Source organism: Clostridium sp. C8 (assembly GCF_001010885.1).
Taxonomy (GTDB): Bacteria; Bacillota; Clostridia; order Clostridiales; family Clostridiaceae; genus Clostridium; species Clostridium sartagoforme.
On record NZ_LBMX01000012.1, the window covers coordinates 153,700 to 170,269 of the forward strand.

The 16,570-nt window shown below is 32.5% G+C and carries 13 protein-coding genes and 1 riboswitch; of the genes, 11 read left to right on the plus strand and 2 right to left on the minus strand.

Features of this window, described 5'->3' with window-relative positions:
- The first annotated feature begins 19 nt into the window (after positions 1-19).
- The 8 genes from AAT22_RS18970 (at position 20) to guaA (ending at position 12,149) form a co-directional block, all read left to right on the plus strand.
- Positions 20-178, plus strand: coding sequence for a hypothetical protein (locus tag AAT22_RS18970; RefSeq protein ID WP_156174271.1), 159 nt, complete (start codon positions 20-22; stop codon positions 176-178).
- Between the two features lie 285 nt (positions 179-463).
- Complete coding sequence (gene kdpA, locus AAT22_RS02400; RefSeq protein WP_047000120.1) at positions 464-2,203, plus strand: potassium-transporting ATPase subunit KdpA; 1,740 nt, start codon at positions 464-466, stop codon at positions 2,201-2,203.
- Positions 2,204-2,219: 16 nt separating this feature from the next.
- The gene (gene kdpB / locus AAT22_RS02405) at positions 2,220-4,286 is read left to right on the plus strand and encodes a potassium-transporting ATPase subunit KdpB (protein ID WP_047000121.1); all 2,067 of its coding nucleotides are present in this window, start codon (positions 2,220-2,222) and stop codon (positions 4,284-4,286) included.
- A 15-nt stretch (positions 4,287-4,301) separates the two neighbouring features.
- Entirely contained in the window at positions 4,302-4,895 is a 594-nt protein-coding gene (kdpC, locus tag AAT22_RS02410; RefSeq protein WP_047000122.1) for a potassium-transporting ATPase subunit KdpC, read from the plus strand.
- A gap of 60 nt (positions 4,896-4,955) precedes the next feature.
- On the plus strand, positions 4,956-7,661 hold the full coding sequence (locus AAT22_RS02415; protein WP_047000123.1) for a sensor histidine kinase KdpD: 2,706 nt from the start codon (positions 4,956-4,958) through the stop codon (positions 7,659-7,661).
- Positions 7,636-8,334: a response regulator transcription factor gene (locus AAT22_RS02420; protein ID WP_084820707.1), complete on the plus strand. Its 699-nt coding sequence runs from the start codon at positions 7,636-7,638 to the stop codon at positions 8,332-8,334. The genes AAT22_RS02415 and AAT22_RS02420 overlap by 26 nt, the downstream gene beginning before the upstream one ends.
- A gap of 202 nt (positions 8,335-8,536) precedes the next feature.
- Positions 8,537-8,634, plus strand: a riboswitch (purine riboswitch).
- 154 nt (positions 8,635-8,788) lie between these two features.
- Positions 8,789-10,237 carry an IMP dehydrogenase gene (gene guaB / locus AAT22_RS02425; RefSeq protein WP_047000125.1) on the plus strand — a complete coding sequence of 483 codons (1,449 nt, stop codon included), beginning with the start codon at positions 8,789-8,791 and terminating at the stop codon, positions 10,235-10,237.
- Between the two features lie 370 nt (positions 10,238-10,607).
- Positions 10,608-12,149: a glutamine-hydrolyzing GMP synthase gene (gene guaA / locus AAT22_RS02430; RefSeq protein ID WP_047000126.1), complete on the plus strand. Its 1,542-nt coding sequence runs from the start codon at positions 10,608-10,610 to the stop codon at positions 12,147-12,149.
- Between the two features lie 195 nt (positions 12,150-12,344).
- On the opposite strand, the gene AAT22_RS02435 is transcribed toward guaA, so the two are convergent.
- Entirely contained in the window at positions 12,345-13,529 is a 1,185-nt protein-coding gene (locus AAT22_RS02435) for a site-specific integrase (protein WP_047000127.1), read from the minus strand.
- A gap of 197 nt (positions 13,530-13,726) precedes the next feature.
- On the minus strand, positions 13,727-14,395 hold the full coding sequence (locus tag AAT22_RS02440; RefSeq protein ID WP_052953890.1) for a helix-turn-helix transcriptional regulator: 669 nt from the start codon (positions 14,393-14,395) through the stop codon (positions 13,727-13,729).
- A gap of 220 nt (positions 14,396-14,615) precedes the next feature.
- On the opposite strand from AAT22_RS02440, the gene AAT22_RS02445 reads away from it, so the two are divergent.
- From AAT22_RS02445 to AAT22_RS02455, 3 genes are all read left to right on the plus strand, one after another.
- Complete coding sequence (locus tag AAT22_RS02445; protein ID WP_047000128.1) at positions 14,616-14,894, plus strand: hypothetical protein; 279 nt, start codon at positions 14,616-14,618, stop codon at positions 14,892-14,894.
- A 151-nt stretch (positions 14,895-15,045) separates the two neighbouring features.
- Positions 15,046-15,978, plus strand: a complete 933-nt coding sequence (locus AAT22_RS02450) for a ParM/StbA family protein (RefSeq protein ID WP_047000129.1) — start codon at positions 15,046-15,048, stop codon at positions 15,976-15,978.
- Positions 15,971-16,486 (plus strand): hypothetical protein, encoded by a 516-nt coding sequence (locus AAT22_RS02455; protein ID WP_047000130.1) that lies wholly within the window; start codon positions 15,971-15,973, stop codon positions 16,484-16,486. The genes AAT22_RS02450 and AAT22_RS02455 overlap by 8 nt, the downstream gene beginning before the upstream one ends.
- Positions 16,487-16,570: the final 84 nt, after the last annotated feature.

The window sequence follows — 16,570 nt, forward strand, 5'->3', positions numbered from 1 at the left end:
CATAATATAGAGAACTGCTGTGGGATTATGTAACATATATAAAGAAATTAAAAATGACATATGTATAGATTATGATAAAGAAGAAGGATTCAAATTTGAATCCTTTTTCTTTATCTTGATAGGTTTGTACAAATTAGATAAATGTATTTCAGGTATAAGAAATGAAGTATATAAATAAAAAGCTAACTTATGATATTAAGTTTTAACTAAAGTATTAAGAGATATTTAATAAAAATATAGGTTAAAATTTCATATTATCTAATTTAAAAAGATTATTTTAAAATAATCTTTATACAATCTTAAAGTCATCCTGATTAATCCTAATACTATCTTTATATTGATTTTTATATAATTTTAGATAAAGGGGGAAGGAAATAATGATAGTTGTTACTAGTTTAATTGGTTTAGCAGCCTTATCGCTATTTGTTTATTTAACTTATATTTTATTAAGAGGTGATAATGAATGATTAACTCAATAATACAGTATTCATTATATTTGATAATTTTAGTTGTACTAGCTATTCCATTAGGAAAGTATATTGGGAAGGTAATGAATGGAGAAAAAGTTTTCTTAAGTAAAATATTAAATCCAATAGAAAACTTTATATACAAGATATTAAGAATAGATAAAGATGAGGAAATGAATTGGAAAAAGTATTCAGTTTCAATAATTGCCTTTAGTGTTATAGGATTTGTAATTTTATTTTTATTACAAATAGTACAAGGTATATTGCCTTTGAATCCTGAAGGAATTAAAGGAGTTACTTGGGATTTAAGTTTTAATACAACATCAAGTTTTGTAACTAATACAAATTGGCAATCTTATTCAGGAGAAAGTCAGTTAAGTTATCTAACTCAAATGCTCGGATTAACAGTTCAAAACTTTGTATCAGCAGCAGTAGGTATAGCAGTTTTATTTGCACTTATAAGAGGATTTACTAGAGTAAAAGGAAAGACTATAGGAAACTTCTGGGTAGATGCTACAAGAAGTATAGTTCATATTTTAATGCCATTATCAATAGTTGTGTCATTATTAATAGCATCTCAAGGCGTTGTGCAAAATTTTTCAGCATATCAAGAAGTTGATTTACTACAACCTATAACTCTTGAGGATGGAACGGTTATAACAAAACAAGTTGTACCTCAAGGACCAGCAGCAAGCCAAATTGCAATTAAGCAATTAGGAACTAATGGTGGTGGATTCTTTGGAGTTAACTCAGCTCATCCATTAGAAAATCCTACACCTTTTTCAAATGTAGTAGAAATGATATCAATATTATTAATTCCAGCAGCTTTATGCTTTACATTTGGAAGAAATATTAAGGATAAGAGGCAAGGTAGAGCAATATTTATTGCAATGTTTTTAATGTTAGTTATTGCTCTTTCAACAATAGCAGTAAATGAAGCTAATGCAACACCTCAACTTACTCAAAATGGATTTATAGATGTGTCTACAATAGATCAAGCTGGTGGAAATATGGAAGGTAAAGAGACTAGATTTGGTATAGCTTCATCAGCTACATGGACAGCATTTACAACAGCAGCTTCTAATGGATCAGTAAATTCAATGCATGATAGTTATACTCCTTTAGGTGGAATGGTACCTATGTTACTTATGCAACTAGGTGAAGTTATATTTGGTGGAGTTGGTTGTGGATTATATGGAATGTTAGCCTTTGCAATAATAGCAGTATTTATGGCAGGTTTAATGGTTGGAAGAACTCCAGAATATTTAGGAAAGAAAATAGAACCATTTGAGATGAAGATGGCAATGTTAGTTTGTCTTGCAACACCAATTGCAACTTTAATAGGAAGTGGTATAGCAGCAGTAGTTCCAAGTGTATTAGATAGTCTTAATAACTCAGGTGCACATGGTTTCTCAGAAATGCTTTATGCGTATTCTTCAGCAGGTGGAAATAATGGATCAGCTTTTGCAGGCTTTGCAGCAAATACACCATTTATAAATGTTAGTATTGGATTAGTTATGTTATTTGCAAGATTTGTACCTATGATAGCAACACTTGCCATTGCAGGTTCATTAGTTAAAAAGAAGAAGGTAGCAGTAAGTGCAGGAACATTACCAACACATGATGCATTGTTTATAGGTCTTTTAGTGTTTGTAGTACTTTTAGTTGGAGCATTAAGTTTCTTTCCAGCAATTGCATTAGGACCAATAGCTGAATTCTTCCAAATGATAGGATAGAATGGGGGGGTAATATATGAAAAATAATAATAGTATTTTATCTGATAAGAAAATGGTAAAAAGAGCGATAAGGGATTCTTTTGTAAAGTTAAATCCTAAGATACAAAAAGAGAATCCTGTAATGTTTATAGTATATATAGCTTCTATTATAACAACTATTCTATATTTTGTAGCTTTACTTGGAATTAAAGATAATTCTCCAAGCTTCATATTAGGAATAACAGTTTTACTATGGTTTACAGTTTTATTTGCAAACTTTGCAGAAGCAATTGCAGAAGGACGTGGAAAGGCTCAAGCAGATGCATTACGTTCATCAAAAAAGGATGTTGTAGCAAGTAAAATACCATCAGCAAAAGAAAAAGATAAAGTTATGAAAGTAAATTCAACTGAACTTAAAAAAGGTGATATTGTTATTGTTTTTGCTGGAGAGCAAATTCCAGCAGATGGTGATGTTATTGATGGGGCAGCTTCAGTTGACGAAAGTGCAATAACAGGAGAGTCAGCCCCTGTTATTCGTGAAAGTGGTGGAGATAGAAGTGCAGTAACTGGTGGCACAACAGTAATTTCTGACTGGCTTGTAATTAAAGTAAGTAATGATCCAGGTGAAAGCTTTATGGATAAAATGATAGCTATGGTAGAAGGGGCGGCTAGAAAGAAAACACCAAATGAAAAAGCTCTTGAAATATTACTAGTATCACTTACGATAATTTTCCTTATAGTAACAGTTTCTTTATACACTTACTCAGTATTTATTTCTAATGAAGCAGGCATGGTAAATAATACTTCAATTACTTCATTAATTGCATTATTAGTTTGCTTGGCACCAACAACTATAGGAGCCTTATTATCAGCAATAGGTATAGCTGGGATGAGTAGATTAAACCAAGCAAATGTATTAGCTATGAGTGGTAGAGCAATAGAAGCAGCTGGGGATGTTGATATATTAATGTTAGATAAAACTGGAACAATAACCCTTGGAAATCGTCAGGCTAGTGAATTTATACCGGTTGATGGAGTAGATATAAAAGAATTAGCAGATGCAGCTCAATTAGCGTCTCTTGCAGATGAAACTCCAGAAGGAAGAAGCGTAGTAGTTCTAGCTAAAGAACAGTTTGGCATTAGAGGAAGAGATATGAGTAGTCTTAATGCAACTTTTATCGAATTTACAGCTAAAACTAGAATGAGTGGAGTAGATTTCAATGGAAATGAAATAAGAAAAGGAGCTTCAGATGCAGTTAAAAAATATGTTTTAGAAAAAGGAGGTTTCTTTTCAAAGGAATGTGAAGAAAAGGTTAAGGAAATAGCTAAGGTTGGGGGAACTCCTTTAGTTGTTGCTAAAAATAATAAGGTATTAGGAATAATACACTTAAAAGATATAGTTAAACAAGGAGTAAAAGAAAAATTTGCAGATCTTAGAAAAATGGGCATTAAAACTATAATGATAACTGGTGATAATCCACTTACTGCAGCAGCAATAGCAGCAGAAGCAGGAGTTGATGACTTCTTAGCAGAGGCAACACCAGAAGGAAAGCTAGATATGATAAAAGATTTCCAAAGGAAAGGTCATTTAGTTGCAATGACAGGTGATGGAACAAATGATGCCCCAGCCTTAGCACAAGCAGATGTTGCTGTTGCTATGAATACAGGAACTCAAGCAGCAAAGGAAGCCGGTAATATGGTTGATTTAGATTCATCACCAACTAAGCTTATAGAAATTGTTAGAATTGGTAAGCAACTTTTAATGACAAGAGGATCATTAACAACATTTAGTATTGCAAATGATATAGCAAAATACTTTGCTATAATACCACCATTATTTTTAGGTCTTTATCCTGAGCTACAAAAATTAAATATAATGAAGTTAAGTAGTCCAGAAAGTGCAATACTTTCAGCTGTTATATACAATGCTTTAATAATAATAGCACTTATTCCATTAGCATTAAAAGGTGTAAAATATAGAGAAGTTCCAGCTAGTAAGTTGTTATCAAGAAATCTTTTAGTATATGGTCTTGGAGGAATAATAGCCCCATTTGTAGCAATAAAGATTATTGATGTAATAATAACTGTACTTGGATTAGTATAATAGGAGGTATAAATTATGAAAGTCATAAGTAAAGCATTTAAGTTTATACTATTATTTATGATAATATGTGGATTAATATATCCAGTTTTTATAACAGGTGCTTCACAATTACTATTTAAAGATAAAGCGAATGGTAGTATTATAGAAGTTAATGGAAAAAAATATGGTAGTGTATTACTTGCTCAAGAATTCACTGGAGATGAGTATTTATGGGGTCGTGTAATGAACTTAGATACAAGTACATTTACAGATGAAAATGGAAAAGTATTAATGTATGCAACTCCTTCAAATTTAAGTCCTGCAAGTCAAGAATATGAAAAGCTAGTAAGTGAGAGAATAGAAAAAATAAAAGCATCAAATCCTGATAAAAAAGATGATCCTATTCCAGTAGATTTAGTTACATCATCAGGAAGTGGACTTGATCCTCATATTTCAGTTGCAGCAGCAGAATATCAAGTGGATAGAATTGCAAAAATCCGTAATATAAGTACAAATGAAGTAGGGCAAATAATTGAAAAATATACGAAGGGAAGAATACTTGGAGTATTTGGAGAAGAAACTGTAAATGTATTACAAGTTAATCTTGCATTAGATGGTGTTTTAAAATGAACAATGTAGAATTGACAATTGTCCATTGTCAATTATTAATTGAAAACAGGGGTGCTATAAATGAATGAAACTCGTCCTAATCCAGAAGAATTATTAAAAAAAATTAATGAAGAAGAATTAGAAAATAAAAGAGGAAAGTTAAAAATATTTTTTGGTTATGCAGCTGGTGTAGGTAAAACCTACGCTATGCTGGATGCTGCTCATGCTGCAAAGAAAGTTGGAGTAGATGTAGTGGTTGGATATATAGAACCACATACAAGACCAGAAACTTTAGCCCTTTTAGATGGATTAGAACTTTTACCAAAACTTGAAGTTGAATATAAAGGAATAACTTTAAAAGAGTTTGATTTAGATGGAGCATTAGAAAGAAAGCCAGAGTTAATATTAGTAGATGAGCTTGCACACACAAATGCACAAGGGCTAAGACATAAGAAAAGATATAGTGATATAGAAGAGTTATTAAGTGCAGGTATTGATGTTTATACCACAGTTAATGTTCAGCATATAGAAAGTCTAAATGATATAGTTGCATCAATTACTCATGTTGTAGTAAAGGAAAGAGTGCCAGATAGATTTTTCAATGATGCCTTCCAAGTTGAGCTTATAGATATAGAGCCTTCAGATCTTATAGATAGATTAAATGCAGGTAAAATATACAAGAAAAATCAAGTTAAAAAGGCACTTAATAACTTTTTTTCTAAAGAAAATTTAGCAGCATTACGTGAAATTGCATTAAGGGAAACTGCTGATAGAGTAAATAAGGAAGTTACTGTTAATAAGAGCTATAGCAAAGGTATATATCATACAAATGAGCATATATTAGTATGTTTAAGTTCTTCACCTTCAAATGCTAAGGTTATAAGAGCAGCAGCTAGAATGGCAGAGGCTTTTCATGCTGAGTTTACAGCGCTTTTTGTGGAAACAATAGTTTCAAAGGAATTAGATGAAAAGAATATTCAAAAGCTTAGGGAAAATTTAAAGCTTGCGGAGGATTTAGGAGCAAATGTAGAAACAGTATACGGAGATGATGTACCATATCAAGTTGCAGAATTTGCAAAATTAAGTGGTGTATCGAAGATAATTCTTGGAAGGACAAAAAGAAGAAAGTTCTTTCTTAAGTCTAAGCTAGGATATGTAGATAGAATTGTAGAACTAGCACCGGAAATAGATCTATATGTTATACCAGATAGTGAAGATGTTGTTGCTAAAAGGAAGTATCAAGTTAAAAATATAAAACTATCAAGTTCTGATGTAATGAAAACAATAGAGACATTAGGTCTATCAGTAATAATAGGTGCAATTTTATATAAGCTTGGATTTAGTGAAGCTAATGTGATAACAGTTTTTATACTTGGGGTTTTATTAATATCAAATAAAACTGATGGAATTATTTATGGAGGAATAGCTTCATTAGCAAGTGTACTATTATTTAATTTTCTTTTTACAGAACCAAGATTTTCACTTAATTTTTATGATCCAGGATATTTAGTTACATTTATTATAATGTTGATATCCGCATTAGTTACAAGTACTTTAACTAATAAAGTTAAATATCAAGCAAATGTATCAGCAGTGATTGCTAATAGAACAAATATATTATTAGAAGCTAGTAGAGATTTAGAAAGAACTGATAATTTAGAGGATATAATATTAACAACTCAAAGACAATTATATAAGTTTTTAAAAAAGCCAATTATAATATATGAAGTATCTAATGAAAATATAAAAAGCATATACAATTATAAGTTTGAAGATGGCAGTGAAATAGATAAGAAATTTACAAGTGAGGATGAAAAGGCAGTAGTTAGTTGGGTAATAAGGAATAGAAAAAGAGCTGGGGTTAGTACAGATACGCTTCCAGGTGCAAAAGCTATGTATATACCACTTATTGGGCAAGATGATGTTATGGTTGTAATAGGAATATTGATGATGGAAAATGAAAATATTGATAGTGGAGAAAAGTCATTACTAGAAGCAATGCTTAATCAAATTTCATTTGCAATAGAAAAGTATATTTTAAATGAATCTAAAAAGAATGCACTAATGCAAGCTGAAAATGAAAGGTTTAGGGCAAATTTATTAAGAGCAGTTTCTCATGATTTAAGAACACCACTTACTAGTATATCTGGAAGTGCTAGTTCAATTTTAAATAATGAGTTTGATAAAGAGACAAAGAAAAAACTAATATTAGATATTTATGATGACTCAGTTTGGTTAATAAATTTAGTTGAAAATTTATTATCAGTATCTAGATTAGATAATGGAAATGTGCAATTAAATACTGAGCCACAATTAATTGAAGAAATAATAAATGAAGCTCTTGAACATGTAAATCGTAAAATTTCAAATTATAAAGTTAAAGTCAACTTAAAAGATGATTTACTAATGGTAGACGTAGATGTAAGACTGATAGTTCAAGTAATGATAAATATAGTAGATAATGCAATTAAATATACTGAACCAGGAAGTGAAATTCAAATAAACGTATTTACTAAAGGTAAAAAGGTGGTAGTAGAAGTAGCAGACAATGGAATAGGGATAAGCAAACAAAATAAAGAGTGTATTTTTGATATGTTCTTTACTGTTAATGGAAATAAAGGTGACAGTAGAAGAGGTTTAGGGTTAGGACTTGCTCTTTGTAAGTCTATAATAAATGCTCACGGTGGAGAAATTTACGTTAGAAATAATAAACCTCATGGAACAGTAATAGGATTTACATTATCACAAGTGGAGGTAAATAATGAAGGTATCAATTTTAGTAGTTGAGGATGACAAGGCAATAAGAAATTTTATATCTGCTACCTTAGATATTCATTCTTATAAGTGTTTTACAGCAGAAAATGGGGGGCAAGCAATAATACTAGCAACATCGAATAAGCCTGATATAATTATATTAGATTTAGGATTACCTGATATAGATGGTGTTGATATAATAAAGAAAATAAGAGCTTGGTCTAATTGTCCAATAATAGTTGTAAGTGCTAGAAGTGAAGATAAAGATAAAATAGAGGCTTTGGATTCTGGTGCAGATGATTATTTAACTAAGCCATTTAGTGTAGATGAGTTACTAGCAAGAATTAGAGTAGCTATCAGAAAAATGAATTATGATAATACAAAAAAAGAAGAAAATACTGAATTTATAAATGGAGATTTAAAGATAGATTATGTATCAGGATGTGTTTTTGTAGGAGAAGAAGAAACACATTTAACTCCGATAGAATATAAGCTTTTGTGTCTTTTAGCTAAAAATGTAGGTAAAGTTCTTACTCATACCTATATTTTAAAAGAGATATGGGGAGTAGCATATGAAAGTGAAGTTCCATCATTAAGAGTTTTTATGGCAACATTAAGAAAAAAGATTGAGAAAAATTGTGAGAAAAATGCTTATATACAGACTCATATAGGGGTTGGGTATAGACTTGTAAGAATACAAGATTAAGTTAAATTAATTATCTTTTATTATATTAGGATATAGTAAAATAAATTACAAAATAAAAGTAAAAAGATTTTTAAATTAATAATTGAATTTATTCAATGGATTTTCTAGAATAATTACCAGCAATTCATGAATTTTACTTGAAATATAAATTGCAAACTTATTGACAATAATAGACCATAGATATATAATATCTTTAACTTAAAAAGAGTCATATATAACAACTCATATATCCCCTGAATACGGCAGGAAGTATCTACCGGAAACCTTAAATTTCCGACTATGAGTGATTTTGATATACTAATACTATATTTTTTATATAGTATTTTAGGCATATTAACTTCACTTAGAAGATTAATATGTCTTTTTTTATACATAAAAATAGATAAAAAAAGAAATTTTACAATCATAAAATTATAAATATGCAAGAAAAAAATTATTTTAAGGGGGAGAACTAATGGCAACAATAATTAAAACTGCTTATACTTTCGATGATGTATTACTAGTACCTAATAAATCAGAAATCTTACCTAATGAGGTTAGTTTAAAAACTAAGTTAACAAAGAAAATTACTTTAAATATCCCACTAATGAGTGCAAGTATGGATACTGTAACAGAATCTAAAATGGCTATTGCAATTGCAAGAGAAGGTGGAATAGGAATAATTCACAAAAATATGACTATAGAAGAGCAAGCAAAAGAAGTTGATAGAGTAAAAAGACAAGAAAATGGAGTAATAACAGATCCAATATTCTTATCAGAAAACCATACAATAAGACAAGCTCAAGAACTTATGGCTCAATATAGAATATCAGGAGTTCCAATAACAAGAGGAAGTCAATTAGTTGGAATAATAACTAATAGAGACATAGTTTTTGAAACAAATTACGATAGACTAGTTTCAGAAGTTATGACGAAGAGTCCACTAATAACATCTAAAGAAGGAACGACATTAGAAGAAGCACTTGAAATATTAAAGAAGCACAAGATAGAAAAACTTCCTTTAGTTGATGATGAGAATAATTTAAAAGGATTAATAACTATTAAAGATATAGAAAAAGCAAAAGCTTTTCCAAATGCAGCAAAGGATGAAAAAGGTAGATTATTATGTGGAGCATCAGTAGGGATAACTAAAGATATGATGGATAGAGTAGATGCCTTAGTTAAAGCTAATGTTGATGTTATTACATTAGATACAGCTCATGGACATTCAAAAGGTGTTATGGATGGAGTAAAAAAGATAAAGGCTAAGTATCCAGACCTTCAAATAATAGCTGGTAATGTAGCAACAGCTGAAGCTACAAGAGATTTAATAGAAGCAGGAGCAGATTGTGTTAAGGTTGGTATAGGACCAGGGTCAATATGCACAACAAGAATAGTAGCAGGTGTTGGAGTTCCTCAATTAACAGCAGTTATGGATTGTGCAGAAGAAGGAAAAAAACATGGAGTTCCAGTAATTGCAGATGGAGGATTAAAATACTCAGGAGATATAGTTAAAGCATTAGCTGGTGGAGCATCTGTTGCAATGATGGGGTCAATGTTTGCAGGATGTGAAGAAGCACCGGGAGAAATGGAAATATATCAAGGAAGAAGTTATAAAGTTTATAGAGGAATGGGATCACTTGGAGCAATGGAAAAAGGATCAAGTGATAGATACTTCCAAAATGGAACTAAGAAGTTTGTGCCAGAGGGCGTTGAAGGAAGAGTTGCTTACAAAGGATATGTGGCAGATACAATATACCAATTAACAGGTGGAATAAGATCTGGAATGGGATATCTAGGAGCACCTACATTAGATAATTTATATGAAAATGCAAAATTTGTAGTTCAAACAGCATCAGGAATAAGAGAAAGCCATCCACATGATGTTAATATAACTAAAGAATCACCAAACTACAGCAAGTAGTAATTGATAATGGACAATTGAGGAAATAACTCAGGCAAACTGAGTTATAGTGAAAGAGTTAAGGAAATAACTCAGACGAGCTGAGTTAATGGAAAAATGGAAGAATGAAAATTCTTATTTAAAATTAAAATTTTAAATATCGAATGAAAGAATTGAAGAAATAACTCAGTTTAGCTGAGTTAAAAAAGAAAATATAATTTTATTATTCAACTACAGTTGAATAATTACCATAATTTTTTCATTTCTTCATTCTTTCATTAATTTTTTGCTCTTTCATTCTCTCACTTTTTCATTTAAACTTATTTATGTAGATAATAAACAAAAAATTAACATGTAGATAATAAACAAAAAACTAAATTGGAGGTAGCCAATGGATAAAGAGTTAGTATTAGTTATTGACTTTGGTGGTCAATATAATCAATTAATAGCAAGAAGAGTTAGGGAATGTGGTGTTTACTGTGAAGTTCATCCACATACTTTAAGCGTTAATGAAATAAAAGAAATGAATCCTAAGGGAATAATATTTACTGGGGGACCAAATAGTGTATATGGTGAGGATTCTCCTTTATGTGAAAAAGCTTTATTTGAAGCAGGAATACCTATACTTGGAATATGCTATGGATCACAATTAATGGCTCATGTACTTGGAGGAAAGGTTGAAACAGCTCCTGTAAGTGAATATGGAAAAACAAAGGTTGATGTAAAAGTAGATTCAAAGATTTTTGACGGAGTATCGCCATCTACTGTTTGTTGGATGAGTCACACAGATTACATAGAAAAAGCTCCAGAAGGATTTAGAATAATAGCTAATACTCCAGTATGTCCAGTTGCTGCTATGGAGTGCCAAGAAAAGAATTTATATGCAGTTCAATTCCACCCAGAAGTTATGCATACACAAGAAGGAACAAAGATGATATCAAACTTCTTATATAATGTTTGTGAATGTTCTGGTGATTGGAAAATGGATTCATTTGTAGAAAAAACAATTAAAGAAATACGTGAAAAGGTCGGAAATGGTAAAGTGTTATGTGCATTATCAGGTGGAGTTGACTCATCTGTAGCTGCTGTATTACTTTCAAAAGCTGTAGGAAGTCAATTAACATGTGTATTTGTAGACCATGGATTACTTCGTAAGAATGAAGGAGATGAAGTTGAAGAAGTATTTGGACCTAATGGACAATATGACTTAAACTTTATTCGTGTAAATGCACAGGAAAGATTTTACGAAAAGTTAACTGGAGTAGAAGAGCCTGAACAAAAGAGAAAAATAATAGGCGAAGAATTTATAAGAGTATTTGAAGAGGAAGCTAAAAAGATAGGAACAGTAGATTTCTTAGTACAAGGAACTATTTATCCAGATGTAATTGAAAGTGGACTTGGAAAATCAGCAGTTATAAAATCACATCATAATGTTGGAGGACTTCCAGACTATGTAGATTTTAAAGAGATAATAGAACCATTAAGACTACTATTTAAAGATGAAGTACGTAAAGCTGGTTTAGAACTTGGAATACCTGAAAAGCTAGTTTACAGACAGCCATTCCCAGGACCAGGTCTTGGAATACGTATAATTGGTGAAGTAACAGCTGAGAAAGTTAGAATAGTTCAAGATGCAGATGCAATTTACAGAGAAGAAATTGCAAAATCTGGAGTTGATAAAGAGCTAGGTCAATACTTTGCAGCACTTACTAATATGCGTTCAGTAGGTGTAATGGGAGATGAAAGAACTTATGACTATGCAGTAGTTCTTCGTGCAGTAACTACAAGTGATTTCATGACAGCAGAATCAGCAGATCTTCCATGGGAAGTACTTGGAAAAGTAACAACTAGAATTGTAAATGAAGTTAAAGGGGTTAACCGTGTATTATATGATTGCACAGGGAAACCACCAGCAACTATTGAGTTTGAATAGCATCCACAAGTCTGGGAAGCCTTATAAATAGGGCACTCCCGGACTTTTCTTTTGCCTCTGCTACTACTTTGCTACTAAGAAATATTCTTCATTCTTTTAGATATTAGTAGAAAACAAGTTTTCTGGTGATAAGATTTTGCAGATACTGTCTGCAAAATTGATGTTATTAGCATCTTGTTGGCTTCAACAAAATGATTAAATAATTTTTCGAATTGGCATTTGGATAACATTTCCGGATGCTTTTTCTTTTGGTACTTCAGATTCTATGACTGGTGGAATACCTGGCACACCTACGGGTGGTTCTGGTATTGGATTAGTGACCCCAACAAGTGATTCAAGACTATGCACCAATGCCTGCTGTTTGTGTGGAAATAGGTGAGAGTAAGTATTGAGTGTTGTGGATACCTTTTCGTGTCCAAGTCTGTCGGCAAGCATGAGAGCGTCACAGCCTTGATTGATTAACAAACTAGCATGACTATGGCGGAGATCGTGAATTCGTATTTTTTTAATGCTAGTTGTCTTGCATCCTCGTTGCATCTCGTGTGCGAGATAGGATTTTGTGTAAGGGAATAGTCTATCCTTTGGACGAGGCATATACATGGAATTCATATACTCTGTTAGTTCCTGGCAAAGAAAATCAGGAATAGGAACAACACGTTTGCTCTTTTTTGTCTTAGGGGTAGAAATAATATCTTTCCCATGACTACGTGAATAAGACTTACAAATACGGATTGTCTTATCAACTAGATTAATATCTTCTGCTGTTAGAGCAAGTAATTCTCCTTCTCGCATACCTGTCCAATAAAGAACTTCAAAGCATAAATACGAAACAGCTTTGTCTTTAATACCTTCCCGAAAAGCAAGATATTCATCCAATGTCCAGAAGTCCATTTCCTCGGCATCACTTCGTCCCATACTTCCGGCCTTCCCACATGGATCGGTATTAAGGTCATAGAAACGTTTAGCATAATTCATAATACAGTTCATTTGATTGTTGATGGATTTTAGATAAGTGGGCTTGTAGTTGTACTCGTCCTTCATAAGTTTTGTCTGCCATCTTCGAATATCAGTAGCTTTAATTTCGTTAATTGGAATCTTGCTAAAGAATGGAAGAATCTTTGTTTCGTAGATATTACGCTTATGCTGGATGGTGGAATCTTTTAATCTTCCTTCCATATCCTCAATATAGGATTCATATAGTGATTGAAATGTCATATCGGGATTACATGCCTGTTTCTCTAGAAATTCTCTCTCAAATGTTAAGGCTTCCTTTTTGGTGGCGAATCCTCGTTTCCACTTTTGCTTGTTGTTGCCTTGCCAATCCGTATAATAGAATTTGGCAAACCATTTACCAGTTTTATCATCTTTGTAAGCTGGCATAAAATCATCTCCTTTATAATGAATTAGTCATCTGGAACGAATAAATGTTCCCAATGCATTTATCTAAAGGCTATGATATAATCTACTTGTCTAGGGTGATTACATCAGCCGTTTAGGTTGAATCACTTACATAGTAGCTCCGGTGCTCAATTTCTTTTGCAAAAGAAATTACATTGGGGCTATTTTTTCGTTATTTCTTATTTATTCTTATCATCTTCTGTTGAAAATGGGTTTTTCCAACGATATGCTTGGTTGCCCAGTTCTGATGTGTATTCTTCTAAGTCTGGTCTTTCAAACATTGGAGTCAAAGTACTGGATGCGTAATAAGCAATGGTTTCTGCTTGCCAGTCCATGTATCTGTCAATACTTAATTTTCCATTATATAACTGGTCCATTTTTGCTTTCCAGTTTTCTAAAAATAGGCAAAAGTCCATATCGTATTTGCTGGCTCCTTTTCCGTCAACGGAGATAGAAGCTTTCCATTCTTTATCTTCTGGTGGTTTTGCAATATCTAGTTTCATAGTAAAATCATAAGTTTCTTGGATTTTAAATAAAACATTGATTACATCCGCAAAGGATTCTAACATGTACTTGTTTCTATAGGAATTTCTTCCGTCAATCCCAACATTCATACCATCTTGATGCTCTGGTGTAGATAGTAATTCTCGAAAATCTATGTCTAGTGCGATTGCAATATCTTTAATGATAGACATTGAAAAATCAGTTTGACCAGATTCATAATTTTGAACGGTTCGTTCTGTTTTATCAATAAGTTCCGCTAATTTTTTCTGGCTAATCTTTTTTTCTTTTCTTTTTCTCTTAATAGTATCTGCAATTTGTTCTGGGCTTAGTGCTTGAGATGCCATTGTGTTCACTCCTTTACACGAAATATATTTACATTAAAAGTACTATTTGTAACTTTGTGAAAAGTATATAACAGATTAACACGAAAGTCAAGTTCGTGTTTTGGAAGAAAATCTATTGACAACACGAAACGAATGAAATATACTGTAAACACGAAAACAGATTGCGTGTTTATGAATAAGATAGCAAAATGTTTAATGATATGATGAAAGGAGATTGCGTATGGTAGGAATGAAAGAGACTTTTATTGAAGTTGATGAAGTACAACAGATGCTTGGAGTTGGCAAGACAAAGGCGTATTCCATTATCAAAAAGTATAATGCAGAACTTGCTGCAAAAGGATTTTTAATTATCCGAGGCAGATGTCCAAGAAAATACTTTGAACAGAAGGTATATGGATATGCAGATTACTACAATCCGGCTGATGATCTTGAAAAAAATCAGTCAATGGTAGCAGAAGATGGTAACTATGAAGCAAAAGAAAAAGCCCTTACCGATTAGGGAAAGGACTTGATAGTAACAAGCCGGAACTTGTTCTATGTATCTCGCAAATACAGTATAACAAAGGACTCCGGCTGTTACAATCAGAACTTTTGTTCATAGGAATGAAACGATTAACAGTATATTAGCCGTAACGGCAGGAGGAGAATTTATGTATTTTAAAGAACAAAATATTTTATTATGTGCCATTGACCATGGATTTTCAACAATTAAGACGCCACATTTTATATTTGACAATGGGGTAGAAGAAATTGGTACAGAAGCAACATTAGAAGCTAAGACCATGGAGTGCAAAGATACTTTTTATAAAATCGGAGAAGGAAGACTTCCTATGAAAGACACTAAAATAGAAGATGAAGATTATCTTTTGCTCACCTATGCGGCAATTGCAAAGGAAATCGAATATTATGGTTTGTCTAGTGAAGATGGGATCAGGGTCGTAGTTGCAGCAGGACTTCCATTTACCAGATTTGGGGAAGAGAAGCTTAGCTTTAGTAATTATCTAAAAAGAGGAGTTGTAACCTTTGTATATGAAGGGAAAACGTATTTCATAGAAATTGAAGAAGTTCTATTATACCCACAGTGTTATGCAGCAGTAGCAAATATTTTAGGAAAGCTGGCACCGAATCAGCTGATTGTAGATATAGGTTCTAAGACCATTGATATTATTCATAACAAGAATTATGTTCCAGTGGAACGGGAATGTATCACCATCCCAGAAGCATTAATTAATTGTATGGCTAACGTCAATAAAGCAGTATTTCGAAGGAAAAACCGTTATCTGGATGAAAGTGATATTCAGGATGTGATGATGACTGGAACATCCAATCTTCCAAAAGAAATCACGGAAATTGTACAGGATCAGCTTTGCATCTTCGCTGAAAACGTAGAAGCTCAGCTGAAAGAAAATGGGTTTGATCCAGAACTAACGCCAATTGTGTATGTAGGCGGCGGAGCTACTGTAATGAAATTATTTGGAAGAATTAGAGGCGCAAATATCTGTTATCAAGAAGATGTAAAGGCAAATGCCATTGGTTATGAATATCTGGCATTACAGAAAGCGGACAGGTGGTTGCGTGAGTGATAAGGATATGTTTCAGACAGTACCTTTTCGCTTAAACCTAAATCATGACGAAGATGCTTTGGTCTGGAAATTATTATTATCCATAGACGAAGAGCCAAGGAAAAGTCTCTATGGAGACAGAAGCAAGTTTATTAAATGGGTTTTAGCGAAATATGCCAGAGATGAATTTGATTTTGACGAAGCAAAGGGAAAACTGGATTCTTTGAAAAAGGAGTTCATACAGTCGGCTCAGTATGAACTCATAGAGGCAGTTCAAAAAGAATCTGGGTCGATTATGGGAATGCTTGAAAAAGAAGTGGAGCTTGCTGTAACAAAAGCAGTAACAGAGGTTCTAAAAGTAGTGGTAGCTGGTGGAGTATCAGTTGCTCTTCCAGTAGTAACAACAGCGGAGCAGAGTAACAAAGCAGTTCGGACAGAGGTAACTGTTCCGAAAATGGGTATTCTCCCAGAAGCGGATGGAAATGACGAACTTCCTACTTCAGCACTAAGCTTTTTGAACGGCTTCTAAGGATTGGAATTGCTTATATTTATGATAAATAGTTGGATTTGAGGATGAAAACAGTGATACAAAAGGTATTACATCCACAAATTC